Origin of the sequence: Streptomyces sp. NPDC090088, assembly GCF_044747345.1 — a bacterium.
Lineage (GTDB): Bacteria > Actinomycetota > Actinomycetes > Streptomycetales > Streptomycetaceae > Streptomyces.
This window is the reverse complement of the sequence record NZ_JBIVDZ010000007.1, coordinates 659,637-679,372: the sequence shown is the minus strand read 5'-3', so window position 1 is coordinate 679,372 and position 19,736 is coordinate 659,637. Positions and strand designations below refer to the sequence as shown.

At 71.3% G+C, this 19,736-nt stretch carries 17 protein-coding genes; 7 read left to right on the top strand and 10 right to left on the bottom strand.

The genetic code is table 11. The features are described from left to right. Positions 1-3: 3 nt before the first annotated feature. The gene (locus ACIPSJ_RS33925; protein ID WP_401351504.1) at positions 4-1,263 is read right to left on the bottom strand and encodes an extracellular solute-binding protein; all 1,260 of its coding nucleotides are present in this window, start codon (positions 1,261-1,263) and stop codon (positions 4-6) included. Between the two features lie 194 nt (positions 1,264-1,457). Between ACIPSJ_RS33925 and ACIPSJ_RS33920 the strand changes: the two genes are divergently transcribed. Beyond that, positions 1,458-1,673 carry a dodecin gene (locus ACIPSJ_RS33920; RefSeq protein ID WP_355711072.1) on the top strand — a complete coding sequence of 72 codons (216 nt, stop codon included), beginning with the start codon at positions 1,458-1,460 and terminating at the stop codon, positions 1,671-1,673. Between the two features lie 21 nt (positions 1,674-1,694). Here the strand turns inward: ACIPSJ_RS33920 and ACIPSJ_RS33915 are convergent, their stop codons facing one another. Beyond that, complete coding sequence (locus ACIPSJ_RS33915) at positions 1,695-2,186, bottom strand: hypothetical protein (RefSeq protein ID WP_401351502.1); 492 nt, start codon at positions 2,184-2,186, stop codon at positions 1,695-1,697. Between the two features lie 87 nt (positions 2,187-2,273). Between ACIPSJ_RS33915 and rpmF the strand changes: the two genes are divergently transcribed. Together rpmF and ACIPSJ_RS33905 are read left to right on the top strand one after the other, a co-directional pair. Further along, positions 2,274-2,444, top strand: a complete 171-nt coding sequence (gene rpmF, locus ACIPSJ_RS33910; RefSeq protein WP_401351500.1) for a 50S ribosomal protein L32 — start codon at positions 2,274-2,276, stop codon at positions 2,442-2,444. Positions 2,445-2,496: 52 nt separating this feature from the next. Next, positions 2,497-3,486 carry an LLM class flavin-dependent oxidoreductase gene (locus ACIPSJ_RS33905; protein ID WP_401351574.1) on the top strand — a complete coding sequence of 330 codons (990 nt, stop codon included), beginning with the start codon at positions 2,497-2,499 and terminating at the stop codon, positions 3,484-3,486. Positions 3,487-3,510: 24 nt separating this feature from the next. Here the strand turns inward: ACIPSJ_RS33905 and ACIPSJ_RS33900 are convergent, their stop codons facing one another. Further along, positions 3,511-5,982 carry an ATP-dependent Clp protease ATP-binding subunit gene (locus ACIPSJ_RS33900; protein ID WP_359212219.1) on the bottom strand — a complete coding sequence of 824 codons (2,472 nt, stop codon included), beginning with the start codon at positions 5,980-5,982 and terminating at the stop codon, positions 3,511-3,513. Positions 5,983-6,157: 175 nt separating this feature from the next. Here ACIPSJ_RS33900 and ACIPSJ_RS33895 point away from each other — a divergent pair, with 175 nt between their 5' ends. From ACIPSJ_RS33895 to ACIPSJ_RS33885, 3 genes are all read left to right on the top strand, one after another. Then, positions 6,158-6,349: an antitoxin gene (locus tag ACIPSJ_RS33895; RefSeq protein WP_359212216.1), complete on the top strand. Its 192-nt coding sequence runs from the start codon at positions 6,158-6,160 to the stop codon at positions 6,347-6,349. Positions 6,350-6,428: 79 nt separating this feature from the next. Further along, positions 6,429-8,765 (top strand): ATP-binding cassette domain-containing protein, encoded by a 2,337-nt coding sequence (locus ACIPSJ_RS33890; RefSeq protein ID WP_401351499.1) that lies wholly within the window; start codon positions 6,429-6,431, stop codon positions 8,763-8,765. Between the two features lie 43 nt (positions 8,766-8,808). After that, a complete protein-coding gene (locus ACIPSJ_RS33885) occupies positions 8,809-10,188 on the top strand; it encodes a DUF3500 domain-containing protein (RefSeq protein WP_401351497.1) in 1,380 nt (459 codons plus the stop codon). Here ACIPSJ_RS33885 and ACIPSJ_RS33880 read toward each other — a convergent pair. The 5 genes from ACIPSJ_RS33880 to ACIPSJ_RS33860 form a co-directional block, all read right to left on the bottom strand. Then, entirely contained in the window at positions 10,143-11,006 is an 864-nt protein-coding gene (locus ACIPSJ_RS33880) for a lysophospholipid acyltransferase family protein (protein WP_401351496.1), read from the bottom strand. The two genes, ACIPSJ_RS33885 and ACIPSJ_RS33880, sit on opposite strands and share 46 nt — an antisense overlap. Next, the gene (locus tag ACIPSJ_RS33875) at positions 11,006-11,779 is read right to left on the bottom strand and encodes a GNAT family N-acetyltransferase (RefSeq protein ID WP_401351494.1); all 774 of its coding nucleotides are present in this window, start codon (positions 11,777-11,779) and stop codon (positions 11,006-11,008) included. Before ACIPSJ_RS33875 ends, ACIPSJ_RS33880 begins: the two co-directional genes overlap by 1 nt. Positions 11,780-12,122: 343 nt before the next feature. Continuing rightward, entirely contained in the window at positions 12,123-12,872 is a 750-nt protein-coding gene (locus tag ACIPSJ_RS33870; RefSeq protein ID WP_401351492.1) for a succinate dehydrogenase/fumarate reductase iron-sulfur subunit, read from the bottom strand. Further along, on the bottom strand, positions 12,869-14,818 hold the full coding sequence (locus tag ACIPSJ_RS33865; protein WP_401351490.1) for a fumarate reductase/succinate dehydrogenase flavoprotein subunit: 1,950 nt from the start codon (positions 14,816-14,818) through the stop codon (positions 12,869-12,871). Before ACIPSJ_RS33865 ends, ACIPSJ_RS33870 begins: the two co-directional genes overlap by 4 nt. A 1-nt stretch (position 14,819) precedes the next feature. Continuing rightward, positions 14,820-15,491, bottom strand: a complete 672-nt coding sequence (locus ACIPSJ_RS33860) for a succinate dehydrogenase (RefSeq protein WP_401351573.1) — start codon at positions 15,489-15,491, stop codon at positions 14,820-14,822. Between the two features lie 119 nt (positions 15,492-15,610). Between ACIPSJ_RS33860 and ACIPSJ_RS33855 the strand changes: the two genes are divergently transcribed. Then, positions 15,611-16,495: a LysR substrate-binding domain-containing protein gene (locus ACIPSJ_RS33855; RefSeq protein ID WP_359212199.1), complete on the top strand. Its 885-nt coding sequence runs from the start codon at positions 15,611-15,613 to the stop codon at positions 16,493-16,495. Positions 16,496-16,624: 129 nt separating this feature from the next. On the opposite strand, the gene ACIPSJ_RS33850 is transcribed toward ACIPSJ_RS33855, so the two are convergent. After that, on the bottom strand, positions 16,625-18,769 hold the full coding sequence (locus ACIPSJ_RS33850) for an EAL domain-containing protein (RefSeq protein WP_359227196.1): 2,145 nt from the start codon (positions 18,767-18,769) through the stop codon (positions 16,625-16,627). Further along, positions 18,766-19,578, bottom strand: coding sequence for an SAM-dependent methyltransferase (locus tag ACIPSJ_RS33845; protein WP_359227194.1), 813 nt, complete (start codon positions 19,576-19,578; stop codon positions 18,766-18,768). Before ACIPSJ_RS33845 ends, ACIPSJ_RS33850 begins: the two co-directional genes overlap by 4 nt. Positions 19,579-19,736: the final 158 nt, after the last annotated feature.

Genomic DNA, 19,736 nt, shown 5'->3' with positions numbered 1-19,736 from the left:
GGGTCACCCGAAGTTCGGTGCCAGCAGTTCGGTGATCCGCCGCGAGGCGCGGCGGGCCTCGGTCGCGGGGTCCGCTCCGCCGAGCACCTTGGTCATGTAGCCCTTGATCGGGTTGTCGGCCTCCACCGCCGGCCAGTCCGGGGTGTGCGGGGTCGCCCGTCCCCGCGCGGCTCCGGCCGCCATGGCGGCGACCCCCTGCTCCCCGGCGACCGCACCGGCCAGCGTCGTCTTGTTGGGCACGTAGTTCATGGTGCGGGCCAGTTCGGTGTCCCACTTGGCGCCGGTGAGGGCGCCGACGACGGCGGTCGCGTCGTAGGGCCGGTCGGTGTTCTGCGGTACGACGAGGTCGGAGCCGCCGGTGAAGACGGCGCCGGGGCGCGCGGCGGTGAGCCCCGGCACCGGGAAGTACCCGATCTCGTCCTTGAGCCGCGGGTTCGCCTGGACGACGGACTGGGCGAGGCCGGGCACCGCGATGATCTGCGCGACGTCGCCGCCCGCGAACACCCCGGCCTGGGGCGGGTGTTCCTCGTCCGCGTCCGCGGGTCCCTTGCCGAGCGCCTGGAGCTGCCGGTAGAAGTCCATGCCGCGCAGCGCGGCCGGGCTGTCCAGGGTTCCCTTCCAGGTGGCGTCCGTCTGCTCGGCGAGGTCACCGCCCTCGTCCCAGATGAACCCGGAGAGGGTGTACCAGTCCTGTCCGGCCAGGTAGATCCCCTGGTTTCCGCCGGAGTTGAGCTTCTCGGTGTCGGCCAGCCACTGCTCGCGCGTCTTCGGCGGGGAGGTGATGCCGGCCTTCTCGAAGAGGTCCTTGCGGTAGATGACGACCCGGTTGGCGGCGTACCAGGGGATGCCGTACTGGCGGGAGTCGTCCCGGCCGGGTTCGGCGAGACCCGGCAGCCAGTGCTCCTTGCCCCAGTCGCGCATCGACTCCAGGGTGAGGTCGGTGAGCCGGCCGTCCTCGACGTACTGCGGGACCTGGGTGTTGCCGACCTCGATGACATCGGGGCCGTCGTCGGAGTCGCCCTTGAGCGCGGTCTGGACCTTGTCCACGATCCCGGTCCACTGCTGGACGCGGATGTCGAGCCGGATGTCCTTGTGGGTGCGCTCGAAGTCCTCGGTGAACCGGCGCAGGAACTCCTTGGACGCGCTGTTCTGCATCAGCCAGACCGTGACCGTGTGCCGCCCGCCGTCGCCGCCCGGCAGGACGCTGCAGGCGCTCAGCAGAGCGGCGGACACACAGACGAGGGCGAGCGGACGACGTCTCACGAGGGGTTCCTGTTCTGGCCGACGCACAGGGAAGGGCCCGACGTGGGGGAACGAGCACCGGGGCTCATACGGGTGTACCGGATTTTGGTATGGACCAATGCGGAGGGTCAAGGGGTACCGCGGAACGGAACCGACGCCTCGCGCTCCGCTTCCGGATGCGGCACGGTGGAGTGACGACGAGAGGAGCACTCCCGATGACGAACCACACCTACCGGGTCACCGAGATCGTCGGCACCTCGCACGAGGGCATCGACCAGGCCATCCGCAACGGCGTCACCCGCGCGAGCCAGACCCTGCGCAACCTGGACTGGTTCGAGGTGACGCAGGTCAGGGGCCAGATCGAGAACGGCCAGATCGAGCACTACCAGGTGGGCCTGAAGGTGGGCTTCCGCATCGAGGACGAGGACTGACGAGGACTGACGAAAGGGTCCTCAGGTCCGCCCCTCACCCTCCTGGGCCTGCTCCAGCGCGGCCGAGCGGTCGGCCCAGCGGGCCCGTACGACGGTGAACCCGGCCCGCTCGGCGTCGTCGCACACGAGCTCGTCGTCATCGACGAGGACCCGCACCTCGCGCCGTTCGGCGAGGCGGCGCAGGATCTCCAGCTTGGTGTGCCGGGCGGGCCTGCGGTCCGCGTTGCGCCGCATGTGCACGCGCCCCTCGGGCAGCCCGTGCTCCTCGAGCCAGGCCAGGGTGTCGCGCCGGCAGCGCTCGGGACGCCCGGTGAGGTAGACGATCTCGCACTCCTCCGCGCTCGCCACGGCCAGCGCGACCCCCTCGGCGATCGGCGGGTCGTGCGGCGCCGCCGCGAAGAACGCGTCCCAGTCCCGGGGTTTGCGCTCCAGGAACCGCTGCCGGTGCGCGGTGTCGGCGAGGGTGTTGTCGATGTCGAACACGGCGATCGGACGTCTGCTGATCTCTGCCACCCGGCCACCCTATCAACTGCTAATGGGATCCATTTTCATATAGTGTCCCGGTGTCCGCCCGCCCCTCACGGCACCGAGGAGAAGCCCATGGCCGTCCCCAAACGCAGGATGTCCCGCAGCAACACCCGCCACCGCCGCGCCCGGTGGAAGGCGAGCACCCCGCCGCTCGTACCGTTGACGGTCGACGGCGTCCGGTACCTGGTCCCGCAGCACCTGGTCAGGGCCTACGAGCGCGGACTGCTGCGGCCCGGAGGCTGAGCGCCCGCGGGAATCCTGTGGCCGCCCCGGTGTTGAACCCTCTGTGAACGCGCTGACCTCCCGGACCCGGTTCTCCGTCCTCGACCGCTCCCGCACCCGGGAGGGCCACCCGCCCGCCGAGGCGCTGCGGGACACCGTGGCGCTGGCGCGGGAGCTGGAGGCGCTGGGCTATCACCGCTTCTGGGTGTCGGAGCACCACGGGGTGCCCGGGGTCGCCGGTTCCGCGCCGACCGTGCTGGCCGCCGCCGTGGCCGCCGCGACCCGGACCATCCGGGTCGGGACCGGCGGCGTGATGCTGCCGAACCATCAACCCCTCGTCGTGGCCGAGCAGTTCGGCGTGCTGGAGTCGCTGTACCCGGGGCGGATCGACATGGGGCTGGGCCGGTCGGTGGGTTTCACCGGCGGGGTGCGCAAGGCCCTGGGCCGCGACCGGGACGACGCCGAGGACTTCGCGGCACAGCTCGGCGAGCTCCTCGGCTGGTTCGAGGGGACCTCGCCGACCGGGGTGCGGGCCCGTCCGGCGGAGGGGCTGCGCGTGCCGCCGTTCGTGCTGGCGATGGGCGAGGGCGCCGGCATCGCGGCCCGCGCCGGGCTGCCGATGGTCATCGGCGACCTGCGCAACAGGGAGAAGATGCGGCGCGGCATCGACCACTACCGCGACCGCTTCCGCCCCTCCCCATGGGCGGCCGAACCCTATGTCGTGATCTCGGGGACGGTCGCCGTCGCCGACACCCCCGAGGCGGCCCGCCGGCTGCTCGTCCCGGAGGCCTGGTCGATGGCGTACTCCCGCACCCACGGCTCCTTCCCGCCCCTCCCCCCGGCCGAGTCGGTCGCGACCCGGCCCATGACCGCGAAGGAACGCGGCTTCTACGAGTCCGGCCTCACCGGCCACCTCGCCGGCACCGAGGAGCAGGTGGCCGACGAGCTGGAGACGGTCCTGAAGGAGACGGCCGCCGACGAGGTGCTGGTCACCACCAGCACCTACGACCGGACGGCCCTGCTGGACTCCTACCGGCGGCTCGCCTCGATCGTGCGCCCCTAGACCGGTGTGGACCGTCCGGACCGTCTAGACCGTCGCGGGCTTGTCCGAGCGGATCACGATCTGGCCGTCGGCCGCGTCCACCACCGCGCGGTCGCCCGCGACGAGCTGGCCGGAGAGCAGGAGGTCGGCGAGGCGGTCGTCGACCTCGCGCTGGATGGTGCGGCGCAGCGGGCGGGCGCCGAAGTCGGGCTCGTGGCCGAGGTTGGCGAGCAGCGCGGCGGCCGCGTCGGTGACGTCGAGACTGACGTCCTGGGCGTGCAGCCGGCGCCGGGTGTGTTCCAGCAACAGGTCGACGATCTCCCGCAGTTGGGTGCGGTCCAGGCCGCGGAAGACGATGATCTCGTCGATCCGGTTGAGGAACTCGGGCCGGAAGTGCTGCTGCAGGGCCGGCATGACCGCCTCGCGGACCTTGGTGTAGTCCTCCGTGCCGGCGGCCAGGATGCGGTCGGCGCCGATGTTCGACGTCATGATGACGACCGTGTTCTTGAAGTCGACGGTACGGCCCTGGGAGTCGGTGAGGCGGCCGTCGTCGAGGAGCTGGAGCAGGGTGTTGAAGACGTCCGGGTGCGCCTTCTCCACCTCGTCGAGGAGCAGCACGGCGTACGGCTGTCTGCGCACCGCCTCGGTGAGCTGGCCGGCCTCCTCGTGGCCGACGTATCCGGGCGGGGCGCCGACCAGCCGGGAGACCGTGTGCCGTTCCTGGAACTCGCTCATGTCGAGGCGGATCATGCGGGTCTCGTCGCCGAACAGGGCGGCGGCCAGGGCGCGGGCCAGTTCGGTCTTGCCGACGCCGGTCGGGCCGAGGAAGAGGAAGCTGCCGACGGGGCGGTTCGGGTCGCTCATGCCGGCGCGAGCGCGGCGGACCGCGCGGGCGACGGCGGTGATCGCCTCGTCCTGGCCGACGACCCGCTCGTGGAGGTGCTCCTCCAGCTTCATCAGCCGCTCCCGCTCCTCCTCGGTGAGCTGGGCGACCGGGATGCCGGTGGTGCGGGAGACGACCTCGGCGATGTCCTCGGCGGTCACCTTCGGCGCCTGTTCCTCGGCCTTGCCCGCCTGCTCCAGCTCACCCTCGGCCGCCTTGATGCGGTCGCGCAGCTCCTTGGCTCGCTCGTACTCCTCGTCGGCGACGGCCTGGTCCTTCTCCCGGTTCAGGGCGGCGAGCCGGTCCTCTACGTCCCGGGTGTCGGCCGGCGGGGTCTTGGACCGCAGCCGGACCCGGGCCGCCGCCTGGTCCATCAGGTCGATCGCCTTGTCGGGCAGGAACCGGGAGGTGATGTACCGGTCGGACAGCTCGGCGGCCGCCACGACCGCCTCGTCGGTGATCCGGACCTGGTGGTGGGCCTCGTAGCGGTCGCGCAGTCCGCGCAGGATCTCGATGGTGTCGTCGACGGTGGGTTCGCCGACCAGGATGGGCGCGAACCGGCGTTCCAGGGCCGCGTCCTTCTCGATGTGCTTGCGGTACTCGTCGACGGTGGTCGCGCCGATCAGGTGCAACTCGCCCCGGGCGAGGGCGGGTTTGAGGATGTTGCCGGCGTCCAGCGATCCCTCGCCGCCCCCGCCGGCCCCGACCACGGTGTGCAACTCGTCGAGGAAGAGCACCAGTTCGTCGCCGTGTTCCTTGACCTCGTCGAGCAGCTTCTTCAGCCGCTCCTCGAACTCGCCCCGGTACTTGGTGCCGGCCACCATCCCGGCCAGGTCCAGGGAGACCAGCCGCTTGCCCTCCAGGGTCTTGGGCACGTCCCCGGCGACGATCCGCTGGGCGATCCCCTCCACGATGGCCGTCTTGCCGACGCCGGGGTCGCCGATCAGCACCGGGTTGTTCTTGCTGCGCCGGGAGAGCACCTCGATGGTCTGCTCGACCTCCTCGTCCCGGCCGATCACCGGGTCCAGGCGGCCGGCCCGGGCGTCCTCGGTGAGGTCACGGCCGTACTCGTCGACGGTCGGCGTGGTGCTGGGCTTCTTGCGCTCCGGCGCGCCCTCGGCCGGCATCCGGGTCGGTTCCCAGCCGCTGTCGCCGAGCGCCCGCCCGGCCGTCGACTCCGGGTTCGCGGCGAGCGCGCGCAGCAGGTGCTCGGGGCCGATGTAGGAGGCGCCCTCCGCGCGGGAGATCTGGTAGGCGTCGAGCAGGGCCCGCTTGGCGGCCGGGGTGAGAGCGGTGGGCTCGGTCTTCTCGCCGCCGCCGTGGCCGGCGGTGAGCCGCTCGCGGAGCTGGTCCGGGTCGGCGCCCGCCTCGGCGAGCAGCCGCCGGGTGGAGTCGTGACCGGTGGCGGCGGCCAGCAGATGCCGGGCGTCCAGTTCCTCGCTGCCCTCGACGGCCGCCAGGTCACGCGCCTCGGCGACCAGCTCCCGGGCCCGCTCGGAGAGCAGGCTGCCGATGTCGACGCGCTGCGGGCGGCGGGCCGGGGTGCCCGGTCCGGATCCGCCGAAGAAGCGGGACATCAGCTCGTCGAACTCTTCGAAGGGACTGCGTCCGAATCCGAAACCGGGAGTGCTCATGGGGCCGGGCCTTTCTGCGGACGGCGCTGGGGTCGGCTCTGCGGTCGGCGGGAATCCGCGTCTTCCAAGCTCGCACAGGCATGCCGGGCCCGCACGGGGACCGCCGCCGAGATGCGGACCGGGCCCTGGGCGGTGACGCTGGGAGCGGAAGCCTCAACCAACGAGGAGGGCTGCCATGTCCATGCTGGACAAGCTCAAGGGGATGCTCAAAGGCCACGAGGACCAGGCCAAGAAGGGCGTCGAGAAGGCCGGCGACACCATCGACCAGCGGACCGGCAACAAGTACCAGTCCCAGGTCGACATGGCCCAGAAGCAGGCCGACGACTACATCGACCGCTCCCGCAACCAGGGCAACCCTCCGCAGTAGCGGCGGTTCACGAGGGGCGGGCTAGGATCGCGGGGTTTGTCCCTGGCCCCGCGAGTCACCCGTCACGGAGTTCCGCCCGATGCACAGCCCCCACGACCCGTACGTCCGTGTCCGGGGCGCCCGTGAGCACAATCTCAAGGGCGTCGACGTGGACATTCCCCGGGATGTGCTGGCGGTCTTCACCGGTGTGTCCGGCTCGGGGAAGTCGTCGCTGGCCTTCGGCACGATCTACGCCGAGGCCCAGCGGCGCTACTTCGAGTCGGTCGCGCCGTACGCGCGCAGACTGATCCACCAGGTCGGGGCGCCGAAGGTCGGGGAGATCAGCGGGCTGCCGCCGGCGGTGTCGCTGCAGCAGCGGCGCTCCGCCCCCACCTCCCGCTCCTCGGTCGGCACGGTCACCAACCTGTCCAACTCGCTGCGCATGCTGTTCTCGCGGGCGGGCGACCACCCGCCGGGTGCCGAGCGGCTCGATTCCGACGCGTTCTCCCCCAACACGGCGGCGGGGGCCTGCCCCGAGTGCCACGGTCTGGGCCGGGTGCACCGGGCGACCGAGGAGTCGCTGGTCCCCGACCCGTCGCTGTCCGTCCGCGACGGCGCGATCGCCGCCTGGCCGGGGGCCTGGCAGGGCAAGAACCTCCGGGACATCCTGGACGCGCTCGGCCACGACGTCGACCGCCCCTGGCGTGAACTCCCCGCCGAGCAGCGTGAGTGGATCCTGTTCACCGACGAGCAGCCGGTGGTCACCGTGCACCCGGTCCGGGACGCCGACCGCATCCAACGCCCTTACCAGGGCACGTACATGAGCGCCCGCCGGTATGTGCTGAAGACCTTCTCGGACTCCAGGAGCCCGGCTCTCAGGGCGCGGGCGGAGCGGTTCCTGACCAGCGCGCCCTGCCCGGTGTGCGGCGGTGGCCGGCTGCGTCCTGAGGCCCTCGCGGTGACCTTCGGGGGCCGTACGATCGCCGAGCTGGCCGCGCTGCCGCTGACCGGGCTGGCCGCGCTGCTCGACGGCGGCCCCGCCTCGGAGACCGCACGGGTCCTCACCGCCGACCTCACCTCCCGGATCGCCCCGGTCGTCGAGCTGGGCCTCGGCTATCTCAGCCTCGACCGGGCCACCCCCACCCTCTCCGCGGGCGAGCTGCAACGCCTGCGCCTGGCCACCCAGTTGCGCTCCGGGCTGTTCGGTGTCGTCTACGTCCTGGACGAGCCGTCGGCCGGGCTGCACCCGGCGGACACCGAGGCGCTGCTCACGGTCCTGGACCGGCTGAAGGCGGCCGGGAACTCGGTGTTCGTGGTGGAGCACCACCTGGACGTCGTGCGCGGCGCCGACTGGCTGGTGGACGTGGGTCCCGGGGCCGGCGAGCACGGCGGGGAGGTGCTGCACAGCGGACCGGTGGCGGAGCTGGCCGGGGTGGCGGAGTCGGCCACGGCCCGCTGCCTGTTCGCGCCGCAACCCGCTCCCCCGCGTGAACTCCGCTCCGCCAAGGGGTCGTTGAAGGTCGGCCCGGTCACCCGGCACAACCTGCGCGCGGTCACCGCCGAGTTCCCGCTGGGCGTGCTCACCGCCGTGACCGGTGTGTCCGGGTCCGGCAAGTCGACGCTGATCGGCGAGATCACCGAGGAACTGGACGGCGTCGGCCGCCTGGTGTCGGTCGACCAGAAGCCGATCGGCCGCACGCCACGCTCCAACCTGGCTACCTACACCGGTCTGTTCGACGTCGTACGGAAGGTGTTCGCGGCCACCGGCGAGGCCCGGGAGCGCGGGTACGGCGTCGGGCGTTTCTCCTTCAACGTGGCCGGCGGACGCTGCGAGACCTGCCAGGGCGAGGGGTTCGTCAGCGTGGAGCTGCTGTTCCTGCCCAGCACCTACGCGCCCTGCCCGGACTGCGGCGGGGCCCGCTACAACCCGGAGACACTCGAAGTGCCGTACCGGGGACGGAACATCGCCGAGGTGCTGGACCTGACCGTGGAGAGCGCGGCGGCCTTCTTCGCCGACACCCCGGCCGCGGCGCGCAGCCTGGGGACCCTGCTGGACGTGGGCCTCGGCTATCTGCGACTGGGCCAGCCCGCAACCGAGTTGTCCGGCGGCGAGGCCCAACGGATCAAGCTGGCGAGCGAATTGCAGCGCGGCCGGCGCGGCCACACCCTGTACGTGCTGGACGAGCCGACGACGGGACTGCATCCGGCGGACGTCGAGGTGCTGATGCGGCAGCTGCACGGGCTGGTGGACGCCGGGCACACGGTCGTGGTCGTCGAGCACGACATGACCGTGGTGGCGGGCGCGGACTGGGTGATCGACCTGGGTCCGGGGGGCGGGGACCGGGGCGGCCGGATCGTGGCGGCGGGCCCGCCGGCCGAGGTGGCACGGGCGGCGGACAGCGTCACGGCGCCCTATCTGGCCCGTTCCCTGCCCTGACGATCTTCAGGATCGCTTCAGGTTGCTTCGGAAGTTTGGGGGAATGCACGGACACCACCCCCGCACCCCCGAAGCCGAGCGCTCCCGCCGCTGGTTCATGAACAAGGCGCTGCTGACCGGCGGGATCGCCGCGCTGGCGACCATGACCGGCTGCTCGGACGGCTCCGACGGCTCCTCGAACACGTCCGGTTCGCCCTCCGGCGCCCCGAGCGGCGGCATGCCCTCGGGCGGCCCCGGCGGCATGGGCCCCGGCCAGAGCGAGGTCAAGTACAAGGACTTCACGGGCCTCACCACGGACGGCAAGGTCGTCGACGACCTGTACACGATCCACTCCACCGACGTCTCCACGGACAAGGTCGTCAAGGCCGCGCAGGCGTTCCTGGACGGCCTCAGCCAGAAGGAGCGCACGTCCTGCACCTTCGACGTGGACGACGACGAGTGGCTGGCCTGGAGCAACGTCGACGGGTACGAGCGCAAGGGCGTCCGGATGGGCGACATCACGGACAAGAAGCGGGACTTGGGCTTCGCGCTGCTCGGTGCCGCGCTGTCCGCGAAGGGTCTCGCCCAGACCCGCAACATCATGAAGCTCAACCAGTTCCTGGGCGACTACAACGGCGGCAACCGGGACACCCTCACCGAGGGCGCCTACTTCTTCACCTTCATGGGCACCCCGTCGACCAGCAAGCCCTGGGGCTTCCAGTACGAGGGCCACCACGTGGCGATCAACTACTTCGTGCTGGGCGACCAGGTCGTGATGACCCCGACCTTCATGGGTTCCGAGCCGACCTCGGCCACCTACGAGGGCGAGAAGATCACCCTCTTCAAGCCGGAGACCAAGGCCGGTCTGGCCCTGATCCGCTCCCTCACCTCGGCCCAGCGCGCCAAGGTGATCGACTCCAAGGTGAGCAAGTCCGGCACCGACATGAAGGCGGGCGCGGGCTCCGACAACCTGAAGCTCGCCTACCAGGGCCTGCCCGGCTCCGAACTCACCTCGGCCCAGCGGGACAAGCTCCTGGACCTGGTCCGCGTGTACGTCGGCTACATGGACGACGGCCACGCCGAGGTGAGGATGACGGAGGTGGAGAAGCACCTGGACCAGACGTACTTCTACTGGCTGGGCAAGACCAAGGACACCTCGGCCTTCTACTACCGGGTGCACAGCCCCGTCGTCCTCATCGAGTACGACGCCCAGTCGCCGCTCGCCTACGGCACAAAGACCGGCACGGGCGGCGGGCAGCCCTCGGGCCAACCCACCGGGCAGCCGACCGGTGGGATGCCCACCGGCCAGCCGGGCGGCGGCGGTGGGATGGGCGGTCCGGGCGGCACGCCGACCCAGCAGCACATCCACACCATCATCCGCACGCCCAACGGCGGCGACTACGGCGTCGACTTGCTCAAGCTCCACTTGGAGACCGACCACTGAGAGCCCCGCCCGGGGCTCACCAGAGCCGCGTGCGTCCAGGCCGGCTCGTGGGTCACCGGCTGGGCGGCGCCGGCGAGGGTACGACGATCCGGGTGGGTGCCGGCCGGTATCAGCGGCCGTATGTCCACCTCGGCCACCAGGCCGCGGGTCGTCACCACTCGCCACAGGGAGGCCAGCAGCGTGTCCTCGCCGACGTAGGCGGGCACGGTGCTGGCCTCTCCCGCGGCCAGCCGGTACTGCAGCCGCACCGGCTGCACGGGCGCGTCGGCGTCCAGCGCGGCCTGGAACACGGCCCGGCGGAACCGGCCCTGGGCCCGGCCGCACCAGGTGCTGCCTTCCGGGAAGGCGACCACCGCGGCCCCCTCCCGCAGCGCCCCGGCGATCCGGCCGACCGTGTCCGGCAGGGCCCGCAGCCGGTCCCGGTCGATGAACAGGGCCCCGGCCCCGGCCACCAGCGCGCCGGCCACCGGCCACTCGCGGATCTCCTTCTTGGCGAGCATCCGCGCGGGCCGTACGGCGGCCAGCAGCGGGATGTCCATCCAGGAGATGTGGTTGGCGACCAGCAGGACCCCGCCGGTGTCCGGCGCGCTGCCGGTGATCCGGATCCGGACCCCGGCGGCCCGGACCAGCGTCCTGGAGAACCGCCGCACCCACTCGGCGGGGATCCTCCCGCCAAGCGGGAGCAGCGCGATCGCGACGAGCATCAGGAACACCACCGCGGTGAACCGCAGCACGGCCCGGGGCAGGGCCGTGAGGGTCCCCGCGCGCTCCACGCAGGCGCCCGGGGTGCAGGGCGCGCTGGGCAGCCAGACGCTCATCAGGCCGGGACGAGCGAGAGGAAGTGCCGCAGATAGCGCGCGTTGACCCGGCGCATCGACAGCAGCACGTACATGTCGGCGACCCCGAAGTCCGGGTCGTGCGCGGGCTCGCCGCACACCCAGGCGCCTAGGCGGATGTAGCCGCGCAGCAGGGCGGGCAGCTCGGTGCGGCCCTCGGCGGCCGGCACGGTGGGGACCCAGGGGTTCAGGGGCCGTACCCGGAACTCCTCCGGTGCGAGGTGCTTGGCCCGCACCCGGTCCCAGGTGGCGGCGGCGAGGGCGCCGCCGTCGGCGAGCGGGACGGAGCAGCAGCCCGCCAGCCACTCGTGGCCGCGGTCGACCATGTACCGGGCTATCCCGGCCCAGATCAGGCCGATGACGGCGCCGTCGCGGTGGGCGGGGTGCACGCAGGAGCGGCCGACCTCGACCAGTCCGGAGCGGATGGGGGCGAGCCTGCTCAGGTCGAACTCGCCCTCGGAGTAGAGGCGGCCGGCGACCGCGGCGCGCTCCGGCGGGAGGAGCCGGTAGGTGCCGACGACCTCGCCGGTGAGGGCCTCGCGGATGAGCAGGTGGTCGCAGTACGCGTCGAACGCGTCCACGTCCAGACCCGGCTCCGGCCCGTCGAGCCGGGCGCCCATCTCTCCGGCGAACACCTGGTAGCGCAGCCGCTGTGCGGCCCGGACGTCGTCCTCGTCACGGGCGAGCTGCACCAGATAGCCGGAGTCCCCGGCTGGGGCGGCGAGAGCGGGGGGTGAGGCGGGCATGGCGGTCATGGAGGTCTCCTGCGCCGAGCGGAAGCTGAGGAAATCTGCACCTGCTTTCTTCCGTGGCAGGCTGGACTCGGCGTGACATGCGCGGGACCCGTGGATGTGCGACTGCTGAATGCCGGGCGTCGGACCCTTTCCGGTCACTCACAGACGCCCGAGAGTAACCCTACCGTGATCAAACGGCCGTAAAGAACGCGAGACGGGGCCGGTGAGCACCACTCCCCGACCCCGCCCGTCCGCACCTCTCGGCGAACGACTGTGACTTTTCTACGCCCCTAAGGACAGCGCCCCGCCAGGGGCGCGGGGAACTGCGCGACCGGCCACGACGGCGCAGCAGTCCCCGACGGCGCTACCGCTTCCCCACCTTCCGGGTGGCCCGCAGCCACTCCCGATTCATACTGGTGATCGACACGAGCGGAATCCCCTTCGGGCAGGCCGTCGCACACTCCCCCGCCAGCGTGCACCCCCCGAACCCCTCCTCATCCATCTGCGCCACCATGTCCAGCACCCGCGTCTCCCGCTCGGGCGCCCCCTGCGGCAGCACGTTCAGGTGATTCACCTTGGCGGACGTGAACAGCATCGCCGCACCGTTGGGACAGGCCGCGACACACGCCCCGCACCCGATGCACTCCGCGTGCTCGAAGGCGAAGTCTGCGTCGGCCTTCGGCACCGCCGTCGCGTGGGCCTCCGGCGCCGCCCCGGTCGGCGCGGTGACGTACCCGCCCGCCTGGATGATCCGGTCGAACGCCGACCGGTCCACCACCAGGTCCTTGATCACCGGGAACGCGGACGCCCGCCACGGCTCGATGTCGATCGTGTCGCCGTCCTGGAAGGACCGCATGTGCAACTGGCACGTCGTGGTGCGCTCCGGCCCGTGCGCGTCCCCGTTGATCACCAGGGAGCACGCGCCGCAGATGCCCTCGCGGCAGTCGTGGTCGAAGGCGACGGGATCCTCACCGCGCAGGATGAGTTCCTCGTTGAGCGTGTCGAGCATCTCCAGGAACGACATGTCGGTGGAGATGCCGTCCACCTCGTACGTGGACATCGCTCCGTCGGCGTCGGCGTTCCGCTGCCGCCAGACGCGCAGGGTGAGCTTCATGCGTAGCTCCGCTGGGTGGGGTGGACGTACTCGAAGACCAGGTCTTCCTTGTGCAGCACCGGGGCGTCCCCGGTACCGGTGAACTCCCAGGCCGCCACGTAGGCGAACTCGTCGTCCCGGCGGGCGGCCTCGCCGTCCGGTGTCTGGGACTCCTCCCGGAAGTGGCCGCCGCAGGACTCGGCGCGGTGCAGCGCGTCGAGGCACATCAGCTCGGCGAGCTCCAGGTAGTCGACGATCCGGTTGGCCTTCTCCAGGGACTGGTTGAACTCCTCGCCGGTGCCGGGCACCTTGATCCGCCGCCAGAACTCCTCCCGGATCTGCGGGATGCGCTCAAGTGCCTTGCGCAGCCCCGCGTCCGTGCGGGCCATGCCGCAGAACTCCCACATGAGTTCACCGAGTTCGCGGTGGAAGGAGTCCGGCGTACGGTCGCCGTCGACGGACAGCAGCAGGTTCAGCCGGTCCTCGGTCTCGGCCAGCACCTCCTGGACGACGGGGTGTTCGTCGGTCATCGCCTCCTGGTGGGGGTTGCGGGCGAGGTAGTCGTTGATGGTGGCCGGCAGGACGAAGTAGCCGTCGGCCAGGCCCTGCATCAGCGCACTGGCGCCGAGCCGGTTGGCGCCGTGGTCGGAGAAGTTGGCCTCGCCGACCGCGAACAGGCCGGGGACGGTGGTCTGGAGGTCGTAGTCGACCCACAGTCCGCCCATCGTGTAGTGCACGGCGGGGTAGATCCGCATCGGCACCTCGTACGGATCCTCGTCCGTGATCCGCTGGTACATGTCGAAGAGGTTGCCGTACTTCGCCTCGACCGCCTCGCGCCCCATCCGCCTGATCGCGTCGGCGAAGTCCAGATAGACACCCTGCCCGCCCGGGCCGACGCCCCGTCCCTCGTCGCAGACGTTCTTCGCGGCGCGGGAGGCGATGTCGCGCGGGACGAGGTTGCCGAAGGACGGGTAGATGCGCTCCAGGTAGTAGTCGCGCTCGTCCTCGGGGATCTGGTTCGCGGGCCGGGTGTCGCCCGTGGCCTTGGGGACCCAGATCCGGCCGTCGTTGCGCAGCGACTCGCTCATCAGGGTGAGCTTGGACTGGTGGTCGCCGGTGCGCGGGATGCAGGTGGGGTGGATCTGGGTGAAGCACGGGTTGGCGAAGTAGGCGCCGCGCCGGTGCGCCCGCCAGATCGCGGTGGCGTTGGAGTTCATGGCGTTCGTCGACAGGTAGAAGACGTTGCCGTAGCCGCCGCTCGCCAGTACGACGGCGTCGGCGAAGTACGTGTCGATACGACCCGTGATCAGGTCCCGGGCCACGATCCCGCGGGCCCGTCCGTCGACGACGATCACGTCGAGCATCTCGGTGCGCGGATGCATCTCCACGTTCCCGGCGGCGATCTGCCGGCTGAGCGCCTGGTAGGCGCCGAGCAGCAGCTGCTGTCCCGTCTGGCCGCGGGCATAGAAGGTGCGGGACACCTGGACACCGCCGAAGGACCGGGTGTCGAGCAGTCCGCCGTACTCGCGCGCGAACGGCACGCCCTGGGCCACGCACTGGTCGATGATCTCGACGGAGATCTGGGCGAGGCGGTGCACGTTGGACTCGCGGGCCCGGAAGTCGCCGCCCTTGACGGTGTCGTAGAACAGCCGGTGGACGGAGTCGCCGTCGTTGCGGTAGTTCTTCGCCGCGTTGATACCGCCCTGGGCGGCGATGGAGTGGGCGCGGCGCGGGGAGTCCTGGTAGCAGAACTGGACGACGTGGTAGCCCTGTTCGGCGAGGGTGGCCCCGGCGGAACCACCGGCCAGGCCGGTGCCGACGACGATCACCGTGTGCTTGCGCCGGTTGGCGGGGTTGACCAGCCTGGCCTCGAAACGGCGCTTGTCCCAGCGCTCGTTGACGGGGCCGGCGGGGGCTTTGCCGTCGGTGACGGCCTCGCCGGTCGTGTAGTTCGCGTAGTCGGTCATGTCAGCTCACCACTCCGGTCATGACGCCCACGGGGACGGCGATGAAACCGGCCGTGAGCAGCAGCGCGAGAACGTTCGCGACGGTCTTCAGGGCACGGTCGCGGGTGCGGCTGCCGACGCCGAGGGTCTGGGCGGCGCTCCAGAAGCCGTGCCGCACGTGCAGGCCGAGCGCGAGCATCGCGACGATGTAGATGACGTTGCCGTACCAGGTGGAGAAGGTGTCCACGACGTTCTGGTACGGGTGGCCCTCCTGGAAACCGCCGGAGTGCACGGTGCCGGTGGTCAGGTCGAGGATGTGCCAGACGATGAACAGGGCGAGGATGATCCCGCCCCAGCGCATGGTGCGGGTCGCGTAGGACGCCCGGGGCTTCTTGTGCACGTACTTGCTGGGGCGTGCCTTGATGTCACGGCGGCTGAGCTGGTAGGCGGACGTGGCGTGGACGACCACGGCGACGACCAGGACGATCCGGATGAGCCAGAGCGTCCACTCGTAGTGCATGAAGGGTTCGCCGATGGTGCGCAGCCAGTGGGCGTAGTGGTTGAACTCGCCGGCCCCGAAGTAGATCTTCAGGTTCCCGATCATGTGCACGACCAGGTAGAGCAGCATGATCAGGCCGCTGACGGCCATCACCGTCTTCTTGCCGACGGAGCTGTCCCACATCGTGCGCGCCATGGACGGCCGTCGGTCCGTCCGCGTTGCCAGAGCCATGGGGATGACGCTAGGGCCGGACGACCCGATCGGTCCAAGACATGGTACGGCTGGATTCCATAGCCTGAAGCTATCGTGTCACCATGCAGTTCCAGCAGCTTCAGTACTTCGTCGCCGTGGCCGAGACCCGGCACTTCACCCGGGCCGCCGAGCTGGTCCATGTCGCCCAGCCGTCGCTGTCCCAGCAGATCAAGGCGCTGGAGCGGGAGCTCGGGGCGGATCTGTTCCTGCGGGCGCGCGGGAACATCACCCTGACCGACGCGGGCGAGGCGCTGCTCCCGCTGGCCCGGCGGATCCTCGCGGACGCGGACACCGCCCGGCACGAGGTGCAGGAACTGGTGCAGCTGCGGAGCGGGCGGGTGCGGCTGGGGGCGACGCCCAGTCTGTGCACCGGGCTGCTGCCGGACGTGCTGCGGGCCTTCCACGACCGGTACCCGGGGATCCAGCTGCTGATTGAGGAGAGCGGCTCGCACGATCTCGTACGGGAGCTGGCGCGCGGGGCGCTGGACCTGGCGCTGATCGTGCTGCCGCTGCCGCCGGCGTCGCCCGCGCTGACGACCGTGGAGCTGCTGCGGGAGGACCTCGTGGTGGTCTCCTCCCCCGAGGCGACGGTGCCCGGGCGGGGGCGGGGCGGGGTGCACATCGCCGATCTGGAGGGGGAGCGGCTGGTGATGTTCCGGCACGGGTACGACCTGCGGGAGCTGACCGTCGCCGCGTGCCGCTCCGCGGGGTTCGAGCCGGGGTTCGCCGTCGAGGGGGGTGAGATGGACGCGGTGCTGGGGTTCGTGCGGGCGGGGCTGGGGGTGGCCGTGGTGCCCCGGATGGTGGCGGCTCGGTCGGGGCGGGGGCTGCGGGTCACTCCGTTGGCCCGGCCGGGGTTGCACCGGACGATCGCGTTGGCGCACCGGAGTGACGTGGCGCCGCCTCGGGCCGCTCGGGAGCTTCAGAGGATGCTGTTGGAGAGGTGACGGAGCGTGGTCGGGTGCGGGTGCGTGGGGGCTGGTCGCGCAGTTCCCCGCGCCCCTTTCAGGGGCGTCCACCTGGCGCCCCTTCAGGGGCGCGGGGAACTGCGCGAGCAACCACCCACAACCCGCGGGTCAGCCCGTCGCATCCACCAATGCGAGGTCGTGCAGTCTCTCCGGCGGGCCCGGGCGGGCGTAGTACCAGCCCTGGGCCGTGTCGCAGCCCAGTATGCGGAGCTGCTCGGCCTGGGCGCCGGTCTCCACGCCCTCGACCGTGACCGCGAGGTCGAGGCTGTGGGCCAGTGAGACGATCCCCTCGACGATCTTGAGGTCGACGGGGTCCGCCGGGAACTGCTGCATGCTCTGGGTGAAGGAGCGGTCCAGTTTGAGGATGCTCACCGGGAGGCGGCGGAGGTTGGCGAGGTTGGAGTAGCCGGTGCCGAAGTCGTCGAGGGCGATGTCGACGCCCATCTCGGCAAGGCGCCGCAGGGGCTTGAGGAGGTCGTCGTCGGCGCCGATCAGGGCCGACTCGGTGACCTCCAGGCACAGGGCGTCGGGGGCCACTCCGGAGCGCTCCAGGATCTCCACCGTGTCCTGGACCAGGCCGGGGTGGGTGAGCTGGCACGGGGAGAGGTTCACGTTGATGCGCAGCGGGCCGGCGCCGGCCTGCTCGCCGTAGCGTTCTCGCCACTCGCGGGCCTGGCGGATCGACTCCTCCAGGACCCAGCGGCCCAACGGCACGATGAGACCGGTGTGTTCGGCGAGCGGGATGAACCGGTCGGGGCCGAGCACGCCGTGCTGCGGGTGCAGCCAGCGGACCAGGGCCTCGGCGCCGCGGACGCTGCCGTCGCCGAGGTGGACCAGCGGCTGGTACTCGATGAAGAACTCGCCCCGGTCCAGGGCGGCGGGCAGCGCGGTGGTGAGGCCGTGCCGGGTGATGGCGCGGGCGTCGGCCTCCGGGTCCGCCAGCTCGGAGCGGTTGCCGCCCGCCGACTTGGCCCGGTACATCGTGATGTCGGCGCTGCGCAGCACCTCGGCCGGGGTGCGCTCGCCGGCCGGGCCCTCGACGATGCCGATGGAGCCGCGGACCATGAGGTCACGGCCGTCGATGCTGATCGGGGTGACGAGCGCGTTCATGATGCGGTCGGCCAGGTCGTCGACCTCGCGCTGGGTGGCCGGTCCGGTGGTCAGCGCCACGAACTCGTCGCCGCCGAGCCGGGCGACCATCTCGCCGGGCGCGGTCGCGCAGGACTGCAGCCGGTCGGCGACCTCCACGAGGAGCCGGTCGCCGGCCGAGTGGCCGAGGCTGTCGTTGACGGTCTTGAAGCCGTCCAGGTCGAGGTAGCACAGCCCGAACCGCTGGCCCTCGCCCGCCGCCAGGGCCTTCTCCAGACGCTCGAAGAACAGCGTCCGGTTGGGCAGGCCGGTGAGCGCGTCGTGGGTGGCCTCGTAGCGGAGCCGGAGGTTGAGCAGCCGCCGCTCGGTGGTGTCCTCCATGAGGGCCAGCTGGTACTGCGGCTCGCCGTCGGCGTCCCGGAGCAGGGAGACGGTCAGGTTGGTCCACAGGACCGTACCGTCGGAGCGGTTGAACGCCTTCTCCACGTGGTAGTGCTCGCGGTCGCCGCGCACCAGCTCCTCGTAGAGCCGCCAGGTCTGGGGCGCGTCCTCGGGGTGCGCCCACTCCAGGACGTTGCGGCTGCGCAGCATCTGCTCGGAGCCGCCGAACATGCGCAGCAGCGCACCGTTCACCTGGAGGACGTTGCCCTCCAGGTCGGCGATGCCGATCCCTATCGCCGCGCCCTCGAAGACGGCTCGGAAGCGGGCCTCGCTCGCGTGCAGCGCCTGTGCGACCACGCCCTGGGCGCGCAACGCGGCCTGGGCGATGGCCTCCTGCTCGGCCAGCGTGCGCTCCCGCAGCGCCTGGGCGAACCCGGCGGCCATCGCGTGCTGGATCCGCGAGGAGCGCATCCGCAGCTCCTCCTGGGGGCCGTCCTCGCCGCAGTACAGCGCCAGGTACGCGTCGACGCAGTCGAGGGTGCGGGTGAGCGCCTCCGGGTCGGTGCAGTGCGCGTCGATCAGCGCCGCGCCCACCTGCCGGGCCTCGTCGGCGTCGAAGCCGTGCGCGAGCAGCACCTCGCTGAGCCTGCGGGCGAGCGGCAGGAGCTGTTCCTCGAACTCCGGCCGGGTCAGGGACGTCGAGGTCACCGGGAACACCGCCCGGCTCCAGATCGTCGCGAACCGGCGCAGTCTGTCCTCCGGCCCGTCCGGCTCCGCGCTCACGCCGCGATCCCCACGCCGGCGAATCCGGAGAAGGCATAAGGATCCTCGTCCTCCGGTGCCGACTCCGGCCGCCAGTGCGGCATCGGCACCAGTCCGGGTTCCACCATGTCGTACCCCTCGAAGAACCTTGCGATCTCGGCGCGCGAGCGCATGATGAGCGGGTTGCGAATGTCCTTGTATACGTCCACCGCGCCCTCGGCCCGCTCGGCCGGCAGCGGGATTCCCTCGTACGAGGCATGGGTGAGAACAAGCAGGCTGCCGGGCGCGAGTGCGTCGCGCAGCTGTGCCACTGCTTCGTACGGGTCGTCCGCGTCTTCCACGAAGTGCAGTATGGCAACGAGGAGCAGGGCGACTGGCCGATTCAGGTCGATGAGACGCTCTACCTGAGGGCTCGAAAGGATCTCCTGGGGCTTGCGGAGGTCCGCGGCGACCACGTCCGCGTCCTCGTTGCCCGTGAGCACGGCCTCGCTGTGCGCCACGGCCACCGGGTCGTGGTCGACGTACACCACACGGGCGCCGGGGTTCGCGGTCTGGGCGACCTCGTGGACGTTGCCGAAGGTGGGAATGCCGGAGCCGATGTCCAGGAACTGGTCGATGCCGGCGCCCACGGCGTAGCGGACGGCGCGGCGCATGAAGGCGCGGTTGGCCTGCATGATCTTCGGCAGGCCCGGCAGGTGCTGCATCGCCTTGCGGGCCGCCTCCCGGTCGACCTCGAAATTGTGCGAACCGCCCAGGTAGTAGTCGTAGATACGCGAAACGCTCGGCACCGAGATGTCGATGCTCCGTGGGGCCCAGGCGGGACGCTCCATGTATCTCTCCAAGGGCTTAGGCGATCCGGTGTTCGAGCAGAGGCTACTGATCGCCTGCGAACAGGGCGAGCCGAAACGGAAATTGACCGTCCGTTCCCGGTCAGGAGCTGGGAATTCGGTGTTCGGTTTGGGGGAGTTCGGGGGGCGCCCGGGAACGC